Below are 15664 nucleotides of genomic sequence, written 5' to 3'. Positions count from 1 at the left end.
TATTTTTACCAGCCTGCCGATAATTTCCTCAATACAGGCTACCCCGCTTCATCTGCTCTCGCTCAATCGCTTCAAAAAGAGCGCGAAAGTTGCCTTCCCCAAAACCCCGTGCCTGTAAGCGGCGCTCAATTAACTCAAAGAAGAAAGTGGGTTGTTCAAAAATCGGTTGAGTGAAGATTTGTAGTAGCAACGCTTCTGGGGAGTTTTCCTCCCAATCCACCAAAATTTGTTGAGCCGCGATTTTCTGAATTTCAGCCTCCGATAGCTGAAGTCCTTGCCGCTGAAGCAGTTGGGTGTAGTAGGTGCGGGGGACTTGCAAGAAGGGTAGACCGCGTTGACGGAGTAGTGCGATCGCACTCACAATATTGGGCGTTTGTAAAGCAATATGCTGAACTCCTGGCCCCCGATTCACATCCAAAAATTCCTGAATTTGGGAATTAGCCGATGCGGGTTGATTAATCGGTAACTTGACCCAACCATCCGGATGAAGCATCACCTTACTGTCCAGCCCCGATCGTTCGGTTTGAATCGCAAACGACTGCTGGGGTATAAATGCCAGCGTCTTTTCATACCAGGCAACTGCCCGATCCAAATCCCCAGCAGCAACATTCAGCACTACATGATCGATACCGCCAAACGTGACACCGTTGTTGCTACTGCCATCTAACCGCTCGGAATCATCGTCCAATAAGACTTTCCCGCCATCCCAGTCAAGCTGAGGAAAATTGGAAATAAAGTCTCTATTTTGCCGCTCAACAAGCCTAGGCTGCCTTTCTATCAAGGTATGACTCAAAGAACCCCAGGCGGCAATCTTGCCCCACTTCAGCAACACCTTACCCTGTTGTTCCTGGATGGGTTGCAACACCTTAGCGCCCCCATTGACAGCCTTCGTCATCACCCCTTCCACGTCTGGAACGCTAAAAGCGATGTCAGCAACGCCGGGAGGATGTTGGTGTAGAAACTGGGCAACGGAACTAGCGGATGTCAGGGGTGAAGACAGGAAAAAATAGACTGAGCCGCTTTTGACCACTTCCGTGCGAGTGTGGTTGCTTACCCCAGCGGCTACTGCTTGAAACCCCAGCAGTAGCACAAACCAGTCGCGCGACGCTTTGGCATCTTCAACATAGAAGTGAACGTGGTCAATTTTCATGGTTTATTCCAGTCTGAGCAGCTCTACCTGAGTGTAAATTTTGCCCTCTTCCTGGCATTTGCAGGTCATTCTTGAGAAAGAATCCCTCCTTTGATAAAGTGCTGAGTGCTGTAGGCGTTGGGAAACCCAGCCCCTGTTGAGGACTGAGTGGGAGATGGGGAGAGTGGCGAGAGAGTCAGTAAAAGACAGCAGATTTTATACGTGGTGTACTCAGTTGACGATGACTATTTAGAAAAACAGGTGGCTTTCTGGTTGAATATTAATTTCCATCGGCACCGCTTGCGGATCGGCGCTGAGCGCGAACAGAATCGCATCAGCAGCAGTTTCAGGGCTGAGCATCTTTTTTCGATCGACTTTTAGGCTGACATTATCCCAAAAAGGAGAATCAACGCCGCCAAAGTAGAACAGGGTGAACTTGATGCCGAAGCGCTTCAGCTCATCTGCCATACATTTGCTGAAACCCACAACGCCAAACTTCGAGGCACAGTAAGCCGCTGCCATCGCCATTGAGTGCTTGCCCAGAATCCCCACCACATTGCAGATATGACCGCTTTTATGCTCCTTCATTGCCTCCGCTGCTGCCTGACAGGTGTAGAAGCTGCCTTTTAAGTTCACATCGAGCATGGCGTCTAAATCTGCGGGTTCTAACTGGTTGTACTGCTTCATGACGCCAGCGCCCGCCGCATTGACTAAAACATCAATTTGACCAAAGTGGGCGATCGCTTTTTCCATTAGCGTCTCCACCTGCTGCGGTTTAGTAATATCTGTAGGTACGGTTAAGACTTGGGGGAGTCCAGATGCCAAGTTCGTCAACCGGCTGCTATCTCTTGCCGCCAGTACCAACCGCGCCCCCATCGGTGCTAGTTTGCGAGTTAAGGCGGAACCAATCCCGCCAGTGGCACCGACGACGACAACGACTTTATCTTGCATATTCCTTTATATTTCTTTACATCTTCTCCCATCATACTGACCGCGATTCATTCTGCTCAAACCAGTTATTTCTCGTCTCCAGGGTGAGGAAACCTCGCCTAAGAACGCTCTCAGGAGGCTCTGGCTTCGCGCAATCACCGCCAAAGTCTAGGAAGAGGGTGGGGAAAGCCTAGCAGCGCCTAAGCGCGGCAGTAGCCCACACAGTAGGCATTTCCTGGTAGAGCCTCTCAAAGCAGAAACCGAGACAATGAGCAGATTTCCCAGTTTCAAACCTTGACATTTCGTAAAAATCGAGGCTGTGATGGACAAAGTGCGTGATAGTTCCTGCTTCAGGTTGAGTAAATCATGGATTGGATAGTCAAAGCGGCACAGGAAATATTTGCTGGCTTATCCCAGCTATTTACAACTCCGCTTTTTGAAATCGGCAACACCCGTCTTTCCCTCGGTTCGATTGTCCAACTGATCATGTTAGCGATCGCTGTCTTTATCGCTTCTCGCGCTATCAGCGAGTGGATTAAGCGAAAAATTCTAGTGCGAGTGAAATTGGATCGAGGAACGCAAGAAGCGATCGCAGCGGTCATCGGCTACCTTTTAGCAGGTTTCGGATTTATGATTGTCCTGCAAACGGCAGGCATCAACCTGAGTTCTCTAACGGTATTCGCTGGAGTGATTGGGATTGGGTTGGGATTCGGGTTACAGAATTTATCCAGCAACTTTATCAGTGGATTGACGCTACTTTTTGAACAACCAATTAGAGCCGGAGACTTTATTGAAGTTGATGGTCTTTTAGGAACCGTAGAAAATATTTCTATTCGTTCTACGATTGTTCGTACACTGGATGGCGTTTTTGTCATCGTTCCCAATGTTCGATTTGTTGAAAATCATATTATTAACTGGACTTATAAAGACCCGAAGTGTCGCATCCATATCCCGATTGGAGTTTCTTATGGGAGCGAGCCTATTTTAGTCACAGAGGCACTCTTAGCTGCTGCTCGAATGGAACCAGGCGTTTTATCTTCTCCTGCTCCTAAAGTTTGGTTTAAAGGTTTTGGGGAAAGTTCTTTAGATTTTGAACTATTAGTTTGGATCGATCGACCGCAGGGTAGCGATCCCATTAAAAGTTCTTTAAACTTTTCGATTGAGCATGAATTCCGCGACCGAGGAATCGAAATTCCTTTTCCCCAGCAAGATATACACATTCGCAACTTAGAAGAAATAACGCATCGGTTTCATAAAACCAGTGCCACAGATGTTCCTAATGGCAAAGTCAGTTCGCACAATAGCACCATCACACCCAACACCAAAGTTCTTGCCAAATCCCCCGATAACTGGACGCTGCGCGATTTGTTGCGGAGAGTCACTTTCTTTGAGGCGTGTACGGATTTAGAACTGCGGCAATTGATTGAGTACGGATATCGACAACTTTTTCCGAACGGACAGATTGTCTGTCAAGAAAATGACCCTGGCGATTCATTTTATATTATTCTGACTGGCTCAGTAGAAGTCTTTTCTCAAAAAGCAGAGAAATATATTGCCACGCTTCACAAAGGCGAGTTTTTCGGAGAAATTTCTTTGTTACTGGGAACTCCTCGTTCGGCAACAGTTCGCACTTTGGAAGATTCGATTTTGTTTGTAGTAGACCGCAACGATTTACAGAAGCTTTTAGTCACGCATCAGGAGTTAGCGGATCAGATTGCCCAAAAATTATCAGAACGACAACAGGCGTTACGAGATTTGGGGGTACTGACAGAAGAAGTCTCCGAACAGACTCCTTTAATCCGAATCCGCCAACGGATTCAAAGCCTTTTTGGCATCTAATACCATTTCACTTTATGCTTGCAACCGATACGCCTGTTGTCCCCTTGTTAAAGTGGGTTGGGGGGATCGTAAATGTGGCATCAAAAAAACGAATTGGTATAAGCTCAATTCGCTTGATGCGGGCAAATTTTCTCTCCTGTTTTGTAAGCTCTGTAGAGAAAGTAAAACTTGTATTTTGCTTTGCCTACAGCAATTTTCAGGTAGCTATAACGGCTGAATTAACAAACCTTAATCCATTAATAACTTTTTTTTCATTGTTTTTTAAACTAAAAATAATCTTTGACTATAAAACCTTAACCCTGATCAGGTATTCTGTCTTTGGTTAGATTCTGATGCAATTGAGCATCATGGAGCAAATAAGATGGTGGTGAAGGGAATGAAGTTAAAGCTGAACCCTTGGGCATTGTTGGGAGCAAGCGCACTGGCAACCGCTACAGTCGGTTTATCAGTGGCTACAGTTCAGTCGCAAAGTCCTAGCACAATTAAGATTGATGGTTCCAGCACCGTCTTCCCGATTACTGAGGCAGTAGCGGAAGAGTTCCAAAAGACCAAAAGAGGGGCGGTCAGAGTTACGGTGGGAGTTTCTGGCACTGGGGGCGGTTTCCAAAAGTTCTGCCGGGGTGAAATAGACGTTGCTGATGCCTCACGACCGATCGTCGTCAAAGAAATGCAGGCTTGCAAAGCGGCTGGTATTCAGTACATAGAACTGCCAGTGGCTTATGATGCCTTAACCGTCGTGGTCAATCCCCAAAACACCTGGGTGAAAAGCCTAAAAGTTGCGGAACTGAAAAAAATGTGGGAGCCTGCCGCACAGGGAAAAATCAAAAATTGGAGTCAAGTGCGTCAGGGATTTCCGAATGCACCTCTGAAGCTGTTTGGGCCTGGTGCCAATTCCGGAACCTTCGACTACTTTACCGAAGCTGTTGTCGGCAAAGCCAAGTCCAGCCGGGGTGATTTCACTGCTAGTGAGGATGACAACGTACTGGTGCAGGGCGTTAGCCGGGATAAAAATGCTCTAGGCTACTTCGGCTATGCCTATTACGCAGAAAACAAAGGCAAATTGAAAGCAGTACCGATTGATAGCGGCAGAGGTCCTGTATTGCCCTCTGCTCAAACGGTTCAGAATGGCACTTATAGTCGTCTGTCTCGCCCTCTATTTATCTATGTCAGCGCTAAATCTGCAAATAAGCCAGAGGTGAAGCAGTTTGTAGAATTTTACATGAGCAATGCGGGTCGGTTTGCTAGGGAAGTAAAGTACGTCGCCTTACCAAATCAGGCATATACGATCGGCATGAATCACTTCAAGAATAAAAAGATAGGCACCGTGTTTGCCGGTGATGCACCTGTCGGGCTGCGAATTGAAGAATTGCTGCGACGCGAAGCCAGACAGTGAAAAGAGTTTTGAGTTTTGAGTGATGAATCATCAGTTTTAATGAAATTCAAAATTCAAAATTATACAAAGGGAGGTGTTGTACCTCTCTTTGTTTATTGACATCTTCCACTTGCAATAACCTGCCAGAGATTTTAATCTATGGCTAATAGCAAAAGTCCTCTTGCATAGGACTCATATGCCGACTAGATAAAAATTTAAGTCCATTTTAATGGAGGAGCGCTATTAGCCAAGAAATAAATTTATTGGCGGGTTTTGAGGCTGACCCTTGAATGGTGCAAGATGTCAGTTTATTGACATTTATAAAATATTTACTGCTTGTGTTGGGCACGGATGAGAATGACTGAAAAATCACTGCAATCCAAACAAGCTCAACTATCCCCAAAGCTAGTACGCGATTTGCGCGAACGGGCAATTGAGTTTGGATTATTTCTGGCGGCGCTTTCCTCAGTAGCGATAACAATTGCGATTCTTGCCGTCTTGGTAACAGAGTCCTTGGCTTTCTTCAAGGAAGTTTCCCTGGTGGAATTTCTCACAGACACTCAGTGGACACCCTTGTTTGATGACAAGCACTTCGGGATCTTGCCGCTGGTTTCAGGAACCTTAGTTACCACAGCAGTTGCCTTGCTGGTAGCGATACCTCTGGGGACTATCGCTGCGATTTATCTGAGCGAATTTGCGCGTCCCCTAGTGCGTGAGGTCGTTAAGCCAGCCTTAGAATTGCTGGCAGGCGTTCCTACAGTCGTTTACGGCTATTTTGCACTCTTGTTCGTCACTCCGTTGTTGCAGAAGCTTTTCCCGGAACTGCCCGGTTTTAATATGTTGAGCGCTGGGCTAGTCATCGGCATTATGATTATCCCCTACGTTAGCTCTCTGAGCGAGGATGCCATGCGTTCGGTGCCCGTGCATCTGCGCGAGGGTTCTTATGCAATGGGGGCGACTCGCTTGCAGACAGCTTTGCGAGTGGTATTACCGGCTGCTATTTCCGGAATTTCGGCAGCTTACATTCTGGGAATTTCTCGTGCAGTGGGAGAAACGATGGTGGTAGCGATCGCTGCTGGCGGACAACCGAATCTTACCTGGAACCCAATGGAACCCGCCGCCACGATCACCGCCTACATCGTATCGGTGAGTCTCGGCGATTTGCCTCACGGTAGCTTAGAGTACCAAACCATCTTTGCAGCTGGACTTACCTTAGTGCTGATTACCTTAGTTCTCAACATTGCCGGACATTTCTTGAGGAAGCACTATCGAGAATTTTACTGAAATGTTTTGAGTTATTCGGCATTAGTTAATACCTAATTACTAATTGTCAATCGCCTATCTTCTTATTAACCCTAGCAAAAGACAAAAACCTCTGACTAATGACTAATAACGAATGACCAATGACTAATGACTAATTTACAACAAATCCGCAGTATTATCGCCCGCAACAAGCGCTGGGACGTTATTTTTACAATCATCGGCGTGTTGTCAATGCTAGTTGGAATTGTCACCTTGCTGGCGTTGGTAATTGACCTGATGATTGACGGTTTACCGCGCCTGGATTGGCAATTTTTGACTTCCTTTCCTGGTCGCAAGGCTGAAGAAGCAGGCATCCTATCAGCTTGGGTAGGAACCAGCTTGGTAATGTTAGTAACTGCCGTAGCAGCGATTCCAGTGGGCGTGGCAGCTGGCATTTACCTGGAAGAGTATTCTCGGAAAAACTGGCTTGCCGATTTAATCGAGATCAATGTCACCAACTTGGCAGGTATTCCCTCAATCATCTACGGGCTTTTAGCCTTGGGCTTCTTCGTGTACGCATTGAAACTGGGCGAGAGCGTTCTCACCGCCGGGTTAACGCTGGCACTGTTGGTTTTGCCCATCGTGATTGTCACCACGAGAGAGGCTCTCCGCGCCATTCCCAATAATATCCGCGAAGCCGCCTATGCAGTTGGGGCAAGTAAGTGGCAAACCATCTGGGATCATGTTTTGCCTTACTCAACTGGCACAATTTTGACTGGCATTATTGTTGGTTTAGCACGCGCCATTGGCGAAACTGCGCCTTTAATTACGATTGGCGCGCTTACTTTCATTGCCTTCTTACCAGATTCCCCGATTCAGGGAGAATTTCCCTTCATCTCTTTTAAATGGTTGCAGGCTCCCTTTACGGTCATGCCGATCCAAATGTTTGATTGGGTGTCTCGTCCGCAGGAAGAATTTCAGGTGAATGCGGCGGCGGCAGGTATCGTACTAATCGCCATGACGCTAACGATGAATGCGATCGCAATTTATCTGCGTTATCGTTTACGCAAACATATCAAATGGTAAAAAAAACACAGTCCAATTCATCTCACTCCACCCCAGCCAGAGCCATCAAAGCTAAGGTCAATCACTTAAATTTCTACTACGGTTCGCTCCAAGCACTCAAGGATATTAACTTGAAAGTGGGTGAAAAACAGGTGACAGCGCTGATTGGACCTTCGGGGTGTGGCAAAACCACGTTGTTGCGATGTTTTAATCGGATGCACGACCTCTACCCTGGCAATCGCTACGAAGGGGAGATTCTGCTAGATACCGATGGCATCAATATTCTCAGTCGTAAAGTTGACCCGATAGAAGTCCGGATGCGGATTACGATGGTGTTTCAGCGACCCAATCCTTTTCCGAAATCGATTTATGAAAATGTGGCGTATGGTCTGCGAGTGCGCGGTCAATCAAAGCGTAGCGCGATTGATCACAAGGTGGAGCAAGCTTTAAGAAGTGCTGCGCTGTGGGAGGAAGTGAAGGATCGGTTGAATGACTTGGCTTTCAATCTTTCTGGGGGTCAACAGCAGCGCTTGTGTATTGCTCGTGCCTTGGCGACTGAACCTGAGATTATTCTCTTCGATGAGCCGACTTCTGCTTTAGACCCCATCGCTACCGGCAGTATAGAAGAATTGATTAGTCAGCTCAAGAAGCAGGTGACGATTCTGATTGTGACTCATAATATGCAGCAGGCAGCTCGTGTTTCTAACTATACAGCTTTTATGTACTTGGGTGAGATTGTGGAGTTTGACGAAACTCAGAAAATCTTTTCTCAACCTTCTCAAAAGAAGACAGAAGACTATGTGAAAGGACGTTTTGGATAGGTTAAAGGGTAAGATTAGCGATCGCGCTTTGATTTAGGAGTTCTGCGCGATCGCTACTTGATACCCTTTATTTATTTTTTCTACCTTGAAGAAACTACAAGAATTTAAAAATTGAGTAAAGCTACCTTCCAATTTTAAGTGTTTGAGAATTTCAGTGATTGGTTGATTGTATTGCTTATGAAATTCTACTCCTAAAGTTTCTAGGGGGATATAACTTTTGGAGGATTCGGCAGTTAAAATAGTCAAAATCTTTAATAACACTTGTTCCAGCTCAAAGCGGGAGTTAATTTTAGATAAAGAAGCGGAAGCGATCGCTACCTGATAACCCTGCCCATTTTTCTCCACTTTCAATGTAGAGCATGACTGTAAAAATTGGGTAAAATTAGTACCCGCTTTTAATTTTTTCACCAGTGCAGTCGGGGATTGACCATATACTTTACTGAATTCTCCACCCAACGCCCCTATTAATATTTGAGCATCTAGAGACTGGACTTGCATTGCCTTAATAATATTTAAAACTGCATTTTCTAGTTCTGCTAGAGAATTGATACTAGATAAAGACTGAGGTTTCTCCTCTGATTGTCGAGCGTATTTAGGGTTTTCTGGTACTTTTTGGAGTTGCACAAAAGTCGGTTGTCCGAGTTGACTATTATCAGTTTGTAAGTCAGAATCTTGTTTGGTTGTTTTAGTCAGTTGACCGATTTTAAACAGCGTAATATATACCTCAGATGTTTCCGGTAGTTGATGCACTACAAAATCTGAGGGTCTATCTATAAAAATGTCTTTATCATTCTTTTCAGGACTATAACTATCAACAACTTGATTGATATTAATTTCGTACTTTTCGTAAAATAGCTGAGATAATGCAGATAACTTTATCCACTGAATTTTAGCCCGCTCTTGTTCTTCTAAAATCAGCATTTTTAAATAACTAATACATTCCACTAACGGTGGAATTACGGGTAAATATTTAGACGTATAAGTTTCAATTTCACCAGTTTGATAGTTAGATACCGTTATATTGCAACCCTGCCGAAAAACCCGATATACTGTTAAACCATATTTCTGAAGATGGTTACAAAGATTAGTCATCACTGTATCTGATGAGCAAACTAAAACTTCCTTAACTTTTGGGTAATGTTCGCGGATTGACAAGCCAACTGCTATCATTTTTCCATCAGCGTTATCCCTACCTGCGGGAACGTGAATTAAATCATAGCCGCGTTCATGCAATTCCGCATCTAACTTACCCATGCGCCGCCAATTTGCAAAGGCAATTTTCACCTGGATAGGGTAGGTGCAGACTGTTGTTAAAAACTTTTCTGTTGCGGAATCGAGTTGTAAGTTTTCGGCGTCCAAAAGCAAAATCGTGATATGTTGCTCCGGAATCAGCACTCGTGGCACTTCCGGTGGATGTGAAAAGCCTGAGCCATTTCTGGGATCTATTTCAGAGGCTGAATCGATTAAAATACGAAGTTTTTCTATTAACTTACTAGATATCGGCAATTCCAAACATTGAGGAGTTAAGATCAATTGCAGTAATTTTTGTACGGTTTTAATGAGTGCATCTCTATCGGGTGCTTTGTTGAGTTCGACTTGCAATTTCAGCAGGAAAGATGATTGATAAGGAGCATCACTCCAGGGAACATTCCGGTACTTTTCAGTTAATAATTTTGGCTGCTGTTGCTGAATGAAAATAATGGCTTGATAGAGACAGAAGCTAATTTCATTAATAACAACAGAATCATTTACCGAGGTCACGCGAACGTTATCTGGCATAGTTTTTTTTGGGTTATATTCAGGCGGCTTACCCCTGAAGTCTCTAGGGGGCGCTCCTAGTGTTAGGATTCCCCTCATAATAAAAGAAAGTGCTTCATACTTCTTAATCTTTACTATGGCAAGAGACTTGCGGGGATTCATCAAGCTACTGGAGGAACGAGGGCAGTTACGGAGAATCGACGCCCTGGTTGACCCAGATTTGGAAATTGCTGAGATTTCTAACCGGATGTTACAACGCGGTGGCCCTGGGCTGCTATTTGAAAATGTAAAAGGGTCAGCTTATCCGGTGGCGGTGAACCTGATGGGTACAGTTGAGCGGATTTGCTGGGCGATGAATATGCAGCATCCGTTGGAGTTGGAGGAACTGGGTAAAAAGCTGAGTATGTTGCAACAGCCGAAGCCACCGAAGAAGATTGGGCAAGCGGTGGAGTTTGGTAAGCTGTTGTTTGACGTGCTGAAGGCGAAACCAGGGCGTGATTTTTTCCCAGCGTGTCAGCAAGTAGTTATCCAAGGCGATGACCTGGATTTGAATAGATTGCCGCTAATTCGCCCTTATTCTGGGGATGCTGGCAAGATAATCACGTTGGGGCTGGTAATTACCAAGGATTGCGAGACGGGTACGCCGAATGTGGGGGTGTACCGGCTGCAACTGCAATCGCACAATACGATGACGGTTCACTGGCTGTCGGTGCGGGGCGGTGCGAGACATCTACGCAAGGCGGCGGAACGGGGGAAAAAGTTGGAGGTGGCGATCGCACTCGGTGTTGACCCTCTGATCATCATGGCTGCGGCAACACCGATTCCAGTAGATTTATCAGAATGGCTGTTTGCGGGACTCTACGGCGGTTCTGGGGTGCAGTTGGCGAAGTGTAAGACGGTGGATTTAGAAGTGCCAGCCGACTCGGAATTTGTCCTAGAAGGCACGATTACACCTGGGGAAGTCCTGTCAGATGGTCCTTTTGGCGATCACATGGGTTATTACGGCGGTGTGGAGGATTCGCCGCTGGTGCGCTTTCAGTGCATGACGCACCGCAAAGATCCCATGTATATGACAACTTTTAGCGGTCGTCCGCCGAAAGAAGAAGCGATGATGGCGATCGCGCTTAACCGCATTTATACCCCAATTCTGCGGCAACAAGTCTCAGAAATTGTCGATTTCTTCCTACCAATGGAAGCGCTGAGTTATAAGGCGGCAATTATCTCCATTGATAAAGCATATCCCGGTCAAGCGCGACGGGCTGCTTTGGCTTTTTGGAGTGCTTTACCTCAATTCACCTATACCAAGTTTGTGATTGTGGTAGATAAAGACATTAACATCCGAGATCCGCGTCAAGTGGTGTGGGCAATTAGTTCTAAAGTTGACCCGGTGCGCGATGTTTTCATTTTGCCAAATACGCCTTTTGATACCTTAGATTTTGCTAGCGAAAAGATTGGTTTAGGGGGAAGAATGGGGATTGATGCGACTACGAAGATTCCTCCAGAAACTGAGCATGAATGGGGCGAACCTTTGGAATCCGATCCAGATGTGGCGGCGATGGTGGAACGACGTTGGGCTGAGTATGGCTTAGCCGACTTGCAATTAGGAGAAGTTGACCCGAAATTGTTTGGCTACGATATGAGGTAACACCCCCCCAACCCCCTCCTCCACTTTTCAGGGAGGGGGCTAAGAAATAACACGGAGAGGGCTACGATAACTAGATGACCGCTTAAAATAAAAGTAAAAAATATTTTAGGAGTTACATCAATGCCTTCTCCATTTCCTGGTATGAACCCCTATTTAGAACATCCTAATCTATGGTCTGGATTACATCACTGGTTAATTATTGAAATTGCCAGATATTTGTCTCCCCAACTACGTCCTAAATATCGAGTCGCTGTACAAGTGCGAATGTATGAAACCATTGAGGAAAATTCGCTGTTTGTCGGTATTCCTGATGTGACAGTAATAAGTCGGCAGACTGTAACAGATTCGACAATGACGAATGTGGCAGTCGCTGCAACAACAGCACAACCTGTGAGGGTGACAATTCCTATGCCAATGACTATCAAGGAAGGCTATTTAGAGGTACGAGAAGTAGGGACAGAGGCATTGGTTACTACTATTGAAATTCTTTCTCCTACGAATAAGCGTTCCGGAAAAGGGCGGGAGATGTATGAGGAAAAACGCGAAAAAGTGCTTTTAAGTCGTACCAATTTGGTTGAAATTGATTTACTGCGGCAGGGCAATCCTATGAAATTTCAGGGAAATAATATTGAAAGCCAATATCGGATTTTAGTTTGTCGGGGCAACAACCGTCCTTATGCCGATTTATATGCTTTTAATTTGCCAGATGCGATCCCTTCATTTCCCCTACCTTTGCGTTCTGAAGATACTGAACCAGTAATAGATTTGCAGGCATTATTAAATGGGATATATGACACATCAGGTTACGATATGGTGCTAGATTACAGCCAGGAACCAGTACCGTCGCTATCAGAATCGGACGCAACTTGTGCTGATGCTTTGTTGCGATCGCAAGGATTAGGGTAACAATTTCGATGCACTCATGTTGATATATCTAGAAGTATAAAATGATTCAGCAATATCTCCAGAAGGCGATGGAATCGGCACACTATGAACTGCTTGAGGATGATGAAGGCTTTTATGGAGAAATCTCAGGTGCGACTGGAGTATGGGCAACAGGTAAAACCCTGGAAGCTTGTCGTACAGAACTTTTAGAAGTGCTGGAGGAATGGATAATTATCGGTATTGCTAGGGGTCACAACTTGCGACAATTTAATGGCATTATTTTAAAAGTTGAGTCTGTCGCCTGATAAGTAGTGAACCAGGCAGGAATTTCACTAAATGAATGGGAAAATTTGTGAGGTAATTGTATGCCTTCTCCATTTCCGGGGATGAACCCTTATTTAGAACATCCTGATTTTTGGTCTGGGATACATCACTTGCTAATTAGTAAGATTCTAGAGTTTTTGGCTCCTCAACTGCGTCCTAAATATATAGTTGCAGTTGAGGTGCGAATTTATGAAACCAGTGGAGAAAATTCACTGCTTGTAGGTATTCCTGATGTCACAGTACAACGTCCGCTAACTGCAACAAACCCCACGACAACTAATCTCACTGTCGCTGCGCCTCCAACACAACCTGTAACAGTAACAATTCCTATGCCTGAAACTCTCAAGCAGGGGTATTTAGAAATCATAGAGGTGGAGACAAAAGAAGTAGTAACGGCAATAGAAATTCTCTCCCCTGTCAACAAACGCTCTGGTGAAGGTCGCAAAACATACGAGGCAAAACGTCAAAAAATATTAGGGAGTTTGACGCATTTAGTTGAGATTGATTTATTGCGAAGTTGGAAACCCATACCATTTTTTAGTAATGGTATTCAAAGTGACTATCGAATTTTGGTTTGTCGGGGCGATCGCCGTCCTTTAGCTGATTTATATGCTTTTAATTTACAACATACAATTCCTAAGTTTCCCTTACCTTTGAAGTCAGGAGATACTGAGCCAGTGGTCGATTTGCAGATGTTATTGAATAGCGTGTATGACGTAGCGGGTTACGATATGCGGATAGATTACACCCGCGAACCAGTGCGATCGCTATCAGAATCGGACGCAACTTGGACTGATGCTTTGTTGCGATCGCAAGGATTACGGTAGTTGATTCGCTAATTTGAGATTTTTGTCGCTTCACTGGGAATACTAAGTTTAGATTCGTTGTAAGGTTAATCAAATTAGTATGAGCATAGACTGGACTACCCTGCTGCGAGCGCAACAAGCCGACTTCCTCGAAAAGCTAAAAACTTTCTCTATGGCTAAACTACAGCCACTCCCTAAACTTGCACTTTCGGTTTTCCTTGCATTAATTATCAGTCTGATATGGGTTGTCATCCCTGGTGTCAGTATAAACAAAGCTTTAGCTGCTGAGGCTCACCCAATCAATAAACTTGAGCCAGTATCCTTGAAAAAAAATCCGCTCAGTTTTTTGGAAAAAGTAGGAAGTTTTATTACCTCTGGCACTGGTTTTTTGTCTGATAATTCTGTTTTTAGGGCTTCTTTTGCAGCTAACCTCGCTTTTTCACCTACTCTTGCACCTACATTTACACCTACCCTTGCACCTACGTTTGCGCCTAGTCTTTCTTTAATGAGGATTGATTCCTTTTTTACAGTTCAAGAGTTAAACTTGATTAACATTAATATTGGTGACAAGGAAAATACCACTTCTTCTATTTTAAAATTATATAAAGACGGATTAAATAAGGTTAAAGAGAAAGGGGATTTTAAGAATGCTATTAAGGATTACAGCAATGCTTTAAGTAAAGGCAACTTTGCGGAAGGTTATGTTAGCCGAGGACGCGCCTATTCAAGATTAGGGGATGAGCAAAAAGCCCTTGAATATCAGCAGAAAGATATTGAAGAGCAGGAATTAGAGTTAGGCAACAAGCAAAAAAAACGTGAATATCGGCAACAAGTTATTAAGTATCAGGAAAAATCGAATGAATATCAACAAAAAGCGATAGCAGATTATACTAAAGCATTGGCTGTAAATCCCAAGTTTCCTTTTGAGCCAGAGGACGGCAAGTGGCAACCCGATCCAGATCGCTATGTTGAACCACTACTTGGACGAGCCGCTGTCTACATTAAACTTGGTAACTATCAGGCAGCTCTTGATGACTTCAACGAAGCTATTAAGCGCAATCCTGACTTTTACGATGCTTATTTAGGTCGTTCTACTATCTATCTTGGAATAGAAGATTATCAGAAAGCGATTGAAGATTTGAACGTGGCATTGGATCTCAATCTTGACTATCCTGCTGCCTTTTTAAGGCGTGGTTCTATCTGGGGTGAATTGGGAGAATATGAAAAAGCGATTGAAGATTTTAATGAGGCGATTGAAAGCAAGGCGGAAGATGCCAGCACCTATTACGCTGATTCTTACTACAAACGGGGTCTTGCTTACTTAAAGTTGGCAGAGAATCAGAAGGCGGTTGAAAATTTCAATGAAGCGATTAAGCTGGATTCTAAATACCGCGAAGCCTACTACAGCCGAGGAATTGCTTACGACAAACAGGGAAAGTATAACGAAGCAATTAAGGATTACAGTCAGGCATTACTAATTTACAACATTAGTGCATCTTCATGGTATGAGGGTGCAGTTCATTCAGTAGCTATTAGCCCCGATAGCAAGACTATTGCCAGCGGCAGTGATGACTCGACTATTAAACTATGGAATACGAAAGATGGTCAAGAAATCAAAACTCTTTATCAGCCTCAAACAAAGGAACTATACAGATGGATTCAGGCAGTTACTTTCAGTCCGGATGGGAAAACTATCGCTGCGGGAAGTAGTAATAGAAGTGTTAAGCTGTTATGCATTTAAACTGTGATAAGAGCATTGCCCTTGTTTTTGAGCTTTCGTTCCCATTTGATAATCAACTCTCCTTCATTTAAAAGCTTATGTAATACATACTCTAGCTCTTCAATTGA

13 protein-coding genes are annotated in these 15664 nt (G+C 44.5%); 10 read left to right on the top strand and 3 right to left on the bottom strand.

Annotated features, from left to right (window positions below; all coding sequences use genetic code 11):
• Positions 1 to 28: 28 nt before the first annotated feature.
• Together hppD and AC2VDX_RS22040 are read right to left on the bottom strand one after the other, a co-directional pair.
• A complete protein-coding gene (gene hppD, locus AC2VDX_RS22045) occupies positions 29 to 1150 on the bottom strand; it encodes a 4-hydroxyphenylpyruvate dioxygenase (RefSeq protein WP_378185422.1) in 1122 nt (373 codons plus the stop codon).
• A gap of 228 nt (positions 1151 to 1378) precedes the next feature.
• The gene (locus AC2VDX_RS22040; protein ID WP_378185424.1) at positions 1379 to 2080 is read right to left on the bottom strand and encodes an SDR family oxidoreductase; all 702 of its coding nucleotides are present in this window, start codon (positions 2078 to 2080) and stop codon (positions 1379 to 1381) included.
• A 345-nt stretch (positions 2081 to 2425) separates the two neighbouring features.
• On the opposite strand from AC2VDX_RS22040, the gene AC2VDX_RS22035 reads away from it, so the two are divergent.
• From AC2VDX_RS22035 to pstB, 5 genes are all read left to right on the top strand, one after another.
• Positions 2426 to 3898 carry a cyclic nucleotide-binding domain-containing protein gene (locus AC2VDX_RS22035; RefSeq protein ID WP_378185425.1) on the top strand — a complete coding sequence of 491 codons (1473 nt, stop codon included), beginning with the start codon at positions 2426 to 2428 and terminating at the stop codon, positions 3896 to 3898.
• A gap of 376 nt (positions 3899 to 4274) precedes the next feature.
• Positions 4275 to 5291, top strand: a complete 1017-nt coding sequence (locus AC2VDX_RS22030; protein WP_378185429.1) for a PstS family phosphate ABC transporter substrate-binding protein — start codon at positions 4275 to 4277, stop codon at positions 5289 to 5291.
• 336 nt (positions 5292 to 5627) lie between these two features.
• Positions 5628 to 6554: a phosphate ABC transporter permease subunit PstC gene (pstC, locus tag AC2VDX_RS22025; protein WP_378185431.1), complete on the top strand. Its 927-nt coding sequence runs from the start codon at positions 5628 to 5630 to the stop codon at positions 6552 to 6554.
• A 126-nt stretch (positions 6555 to 6680) separates the two neighbouring features.
• Positions 6681 to 7598, top strand: coding sequence for a phosphate ABC transporter permease PstA (pstA, locus tag AC2VDX_RS22020; RefSeq protein WP_378185433.1), 918 nt, complete (start codon positions 6681 to 6683; stop codon positions 7596 to 7598).
• The gene (pstB, locus tag AC2VDX_RS22015; protein WP_378185435.1) at positions 7592 to 8398 is read left to right on the top strand and encodes a phosphate ABC transporter ATP-binding protein PstB; all 807 of its coding nucleotides are present in this window, start codon (positions 7592 to 7594) and stop codon (positions 8396 to 8398) included. The genes pstA and pstB overlap by 7 nt, the downstream gene beginning before the upstream one ends.
• Before the next feature lie 33 nt (positions 8399 to 8431).
• Here pstB and AC2VDX_RS22010 read toward each other — a convergent pair whose 3' ends face one another.
• On the bottom strand, positions 8432 to 10177 hold the full coding sequence (locus tag AC2VDX_RS22010; RefSeq protein ID WP_378185437.1) for an NYN domain-containing protein: 1746 nt from the start codon (positions 10175 to 10177) through the stop codon (positions 8432 to 8434).
• A gap of 115 nt (positions 10178 to 10292) precedes the next feature.
• Between AC2VDX_RS22010 and AC2VDX_RS22005 the strand changes: the two genes are divergently transcribed.
• The 5 genes from AC2VDX_RS22005 to AC2VDX_RS21985 all read left to right on the top strand — a co-directional run bounded on the left by AC2VDX_RS22005 (position 10293) and on the right by AC2VDX_RS21985 (position 15557).
• Positions 10293 to 11801, top strand: a complete 1509-nt coding sequence (locus AC2VDX_RS22005; RefSeq protein ID WP_378185439.1) for a UbiD family decarboxylase — start codon at positions 10293 to 10295, stop codon at positions 11799 to 11801.
• A 120-nt stretch (positions 11802 to 11921) separates the two neighbouring features.
• A complete protein-coding gene (locus tag AC2VDX_RS22000) occupies positions 11922 to 12707 on the top strand; it encodes a DUF4058 family protein (protein WP_378185441.1) in 786 nt (261 codons plus the stop codon).
• A 41-nt stretch (positions 12708 to 12748) separates the two neighbouring features.
• Positions 12749 to 12991 (top strand): type II toxin-antitoxin system HicB family antitoxin, encoded by a 243-nt coding sequence (locus AC2VDX_RS21995; RefSeq protein ID WP_378185443.1) that lies wholly within the window; start codon positions 12749 to 12751, stop codon positions 12989 to 12991.
• A gap of 60 nt (positions 12992 to 13051) precedes the next feature.
• A complete protein-coding gene (locus AC2VDX_RS21990) occupies positions 13052 to 13837 on the top strand; it encodes a DUF4058 family protein (RefSeq protein ID WP_378185445.1) in 786 nt (261 codons plus the stop codon).
• 79 nt (positions 13838 to 13916) lie between these two features.
• A complete protein-coding gene (locus AC2VDX_RS21985; RefSeq protein WP_378185448.1) occupies positions 13917 to 15557 on the top strand; it encodes a tetratricopeptide repeat protein in 1641 nt (546 codons plus the stop codon).
• Positions 15558 to 15664 lie beyond the last annotated feature (107 nt).

This window comes from Coleofasciculus sp. H7-1 (assembly GCF_057473865.1).
The sequence above is the reverse complement of the archived record's forward strand: the minus strand, read 5'-3'. Positions and strand labels throughout refer to the sequence as shown.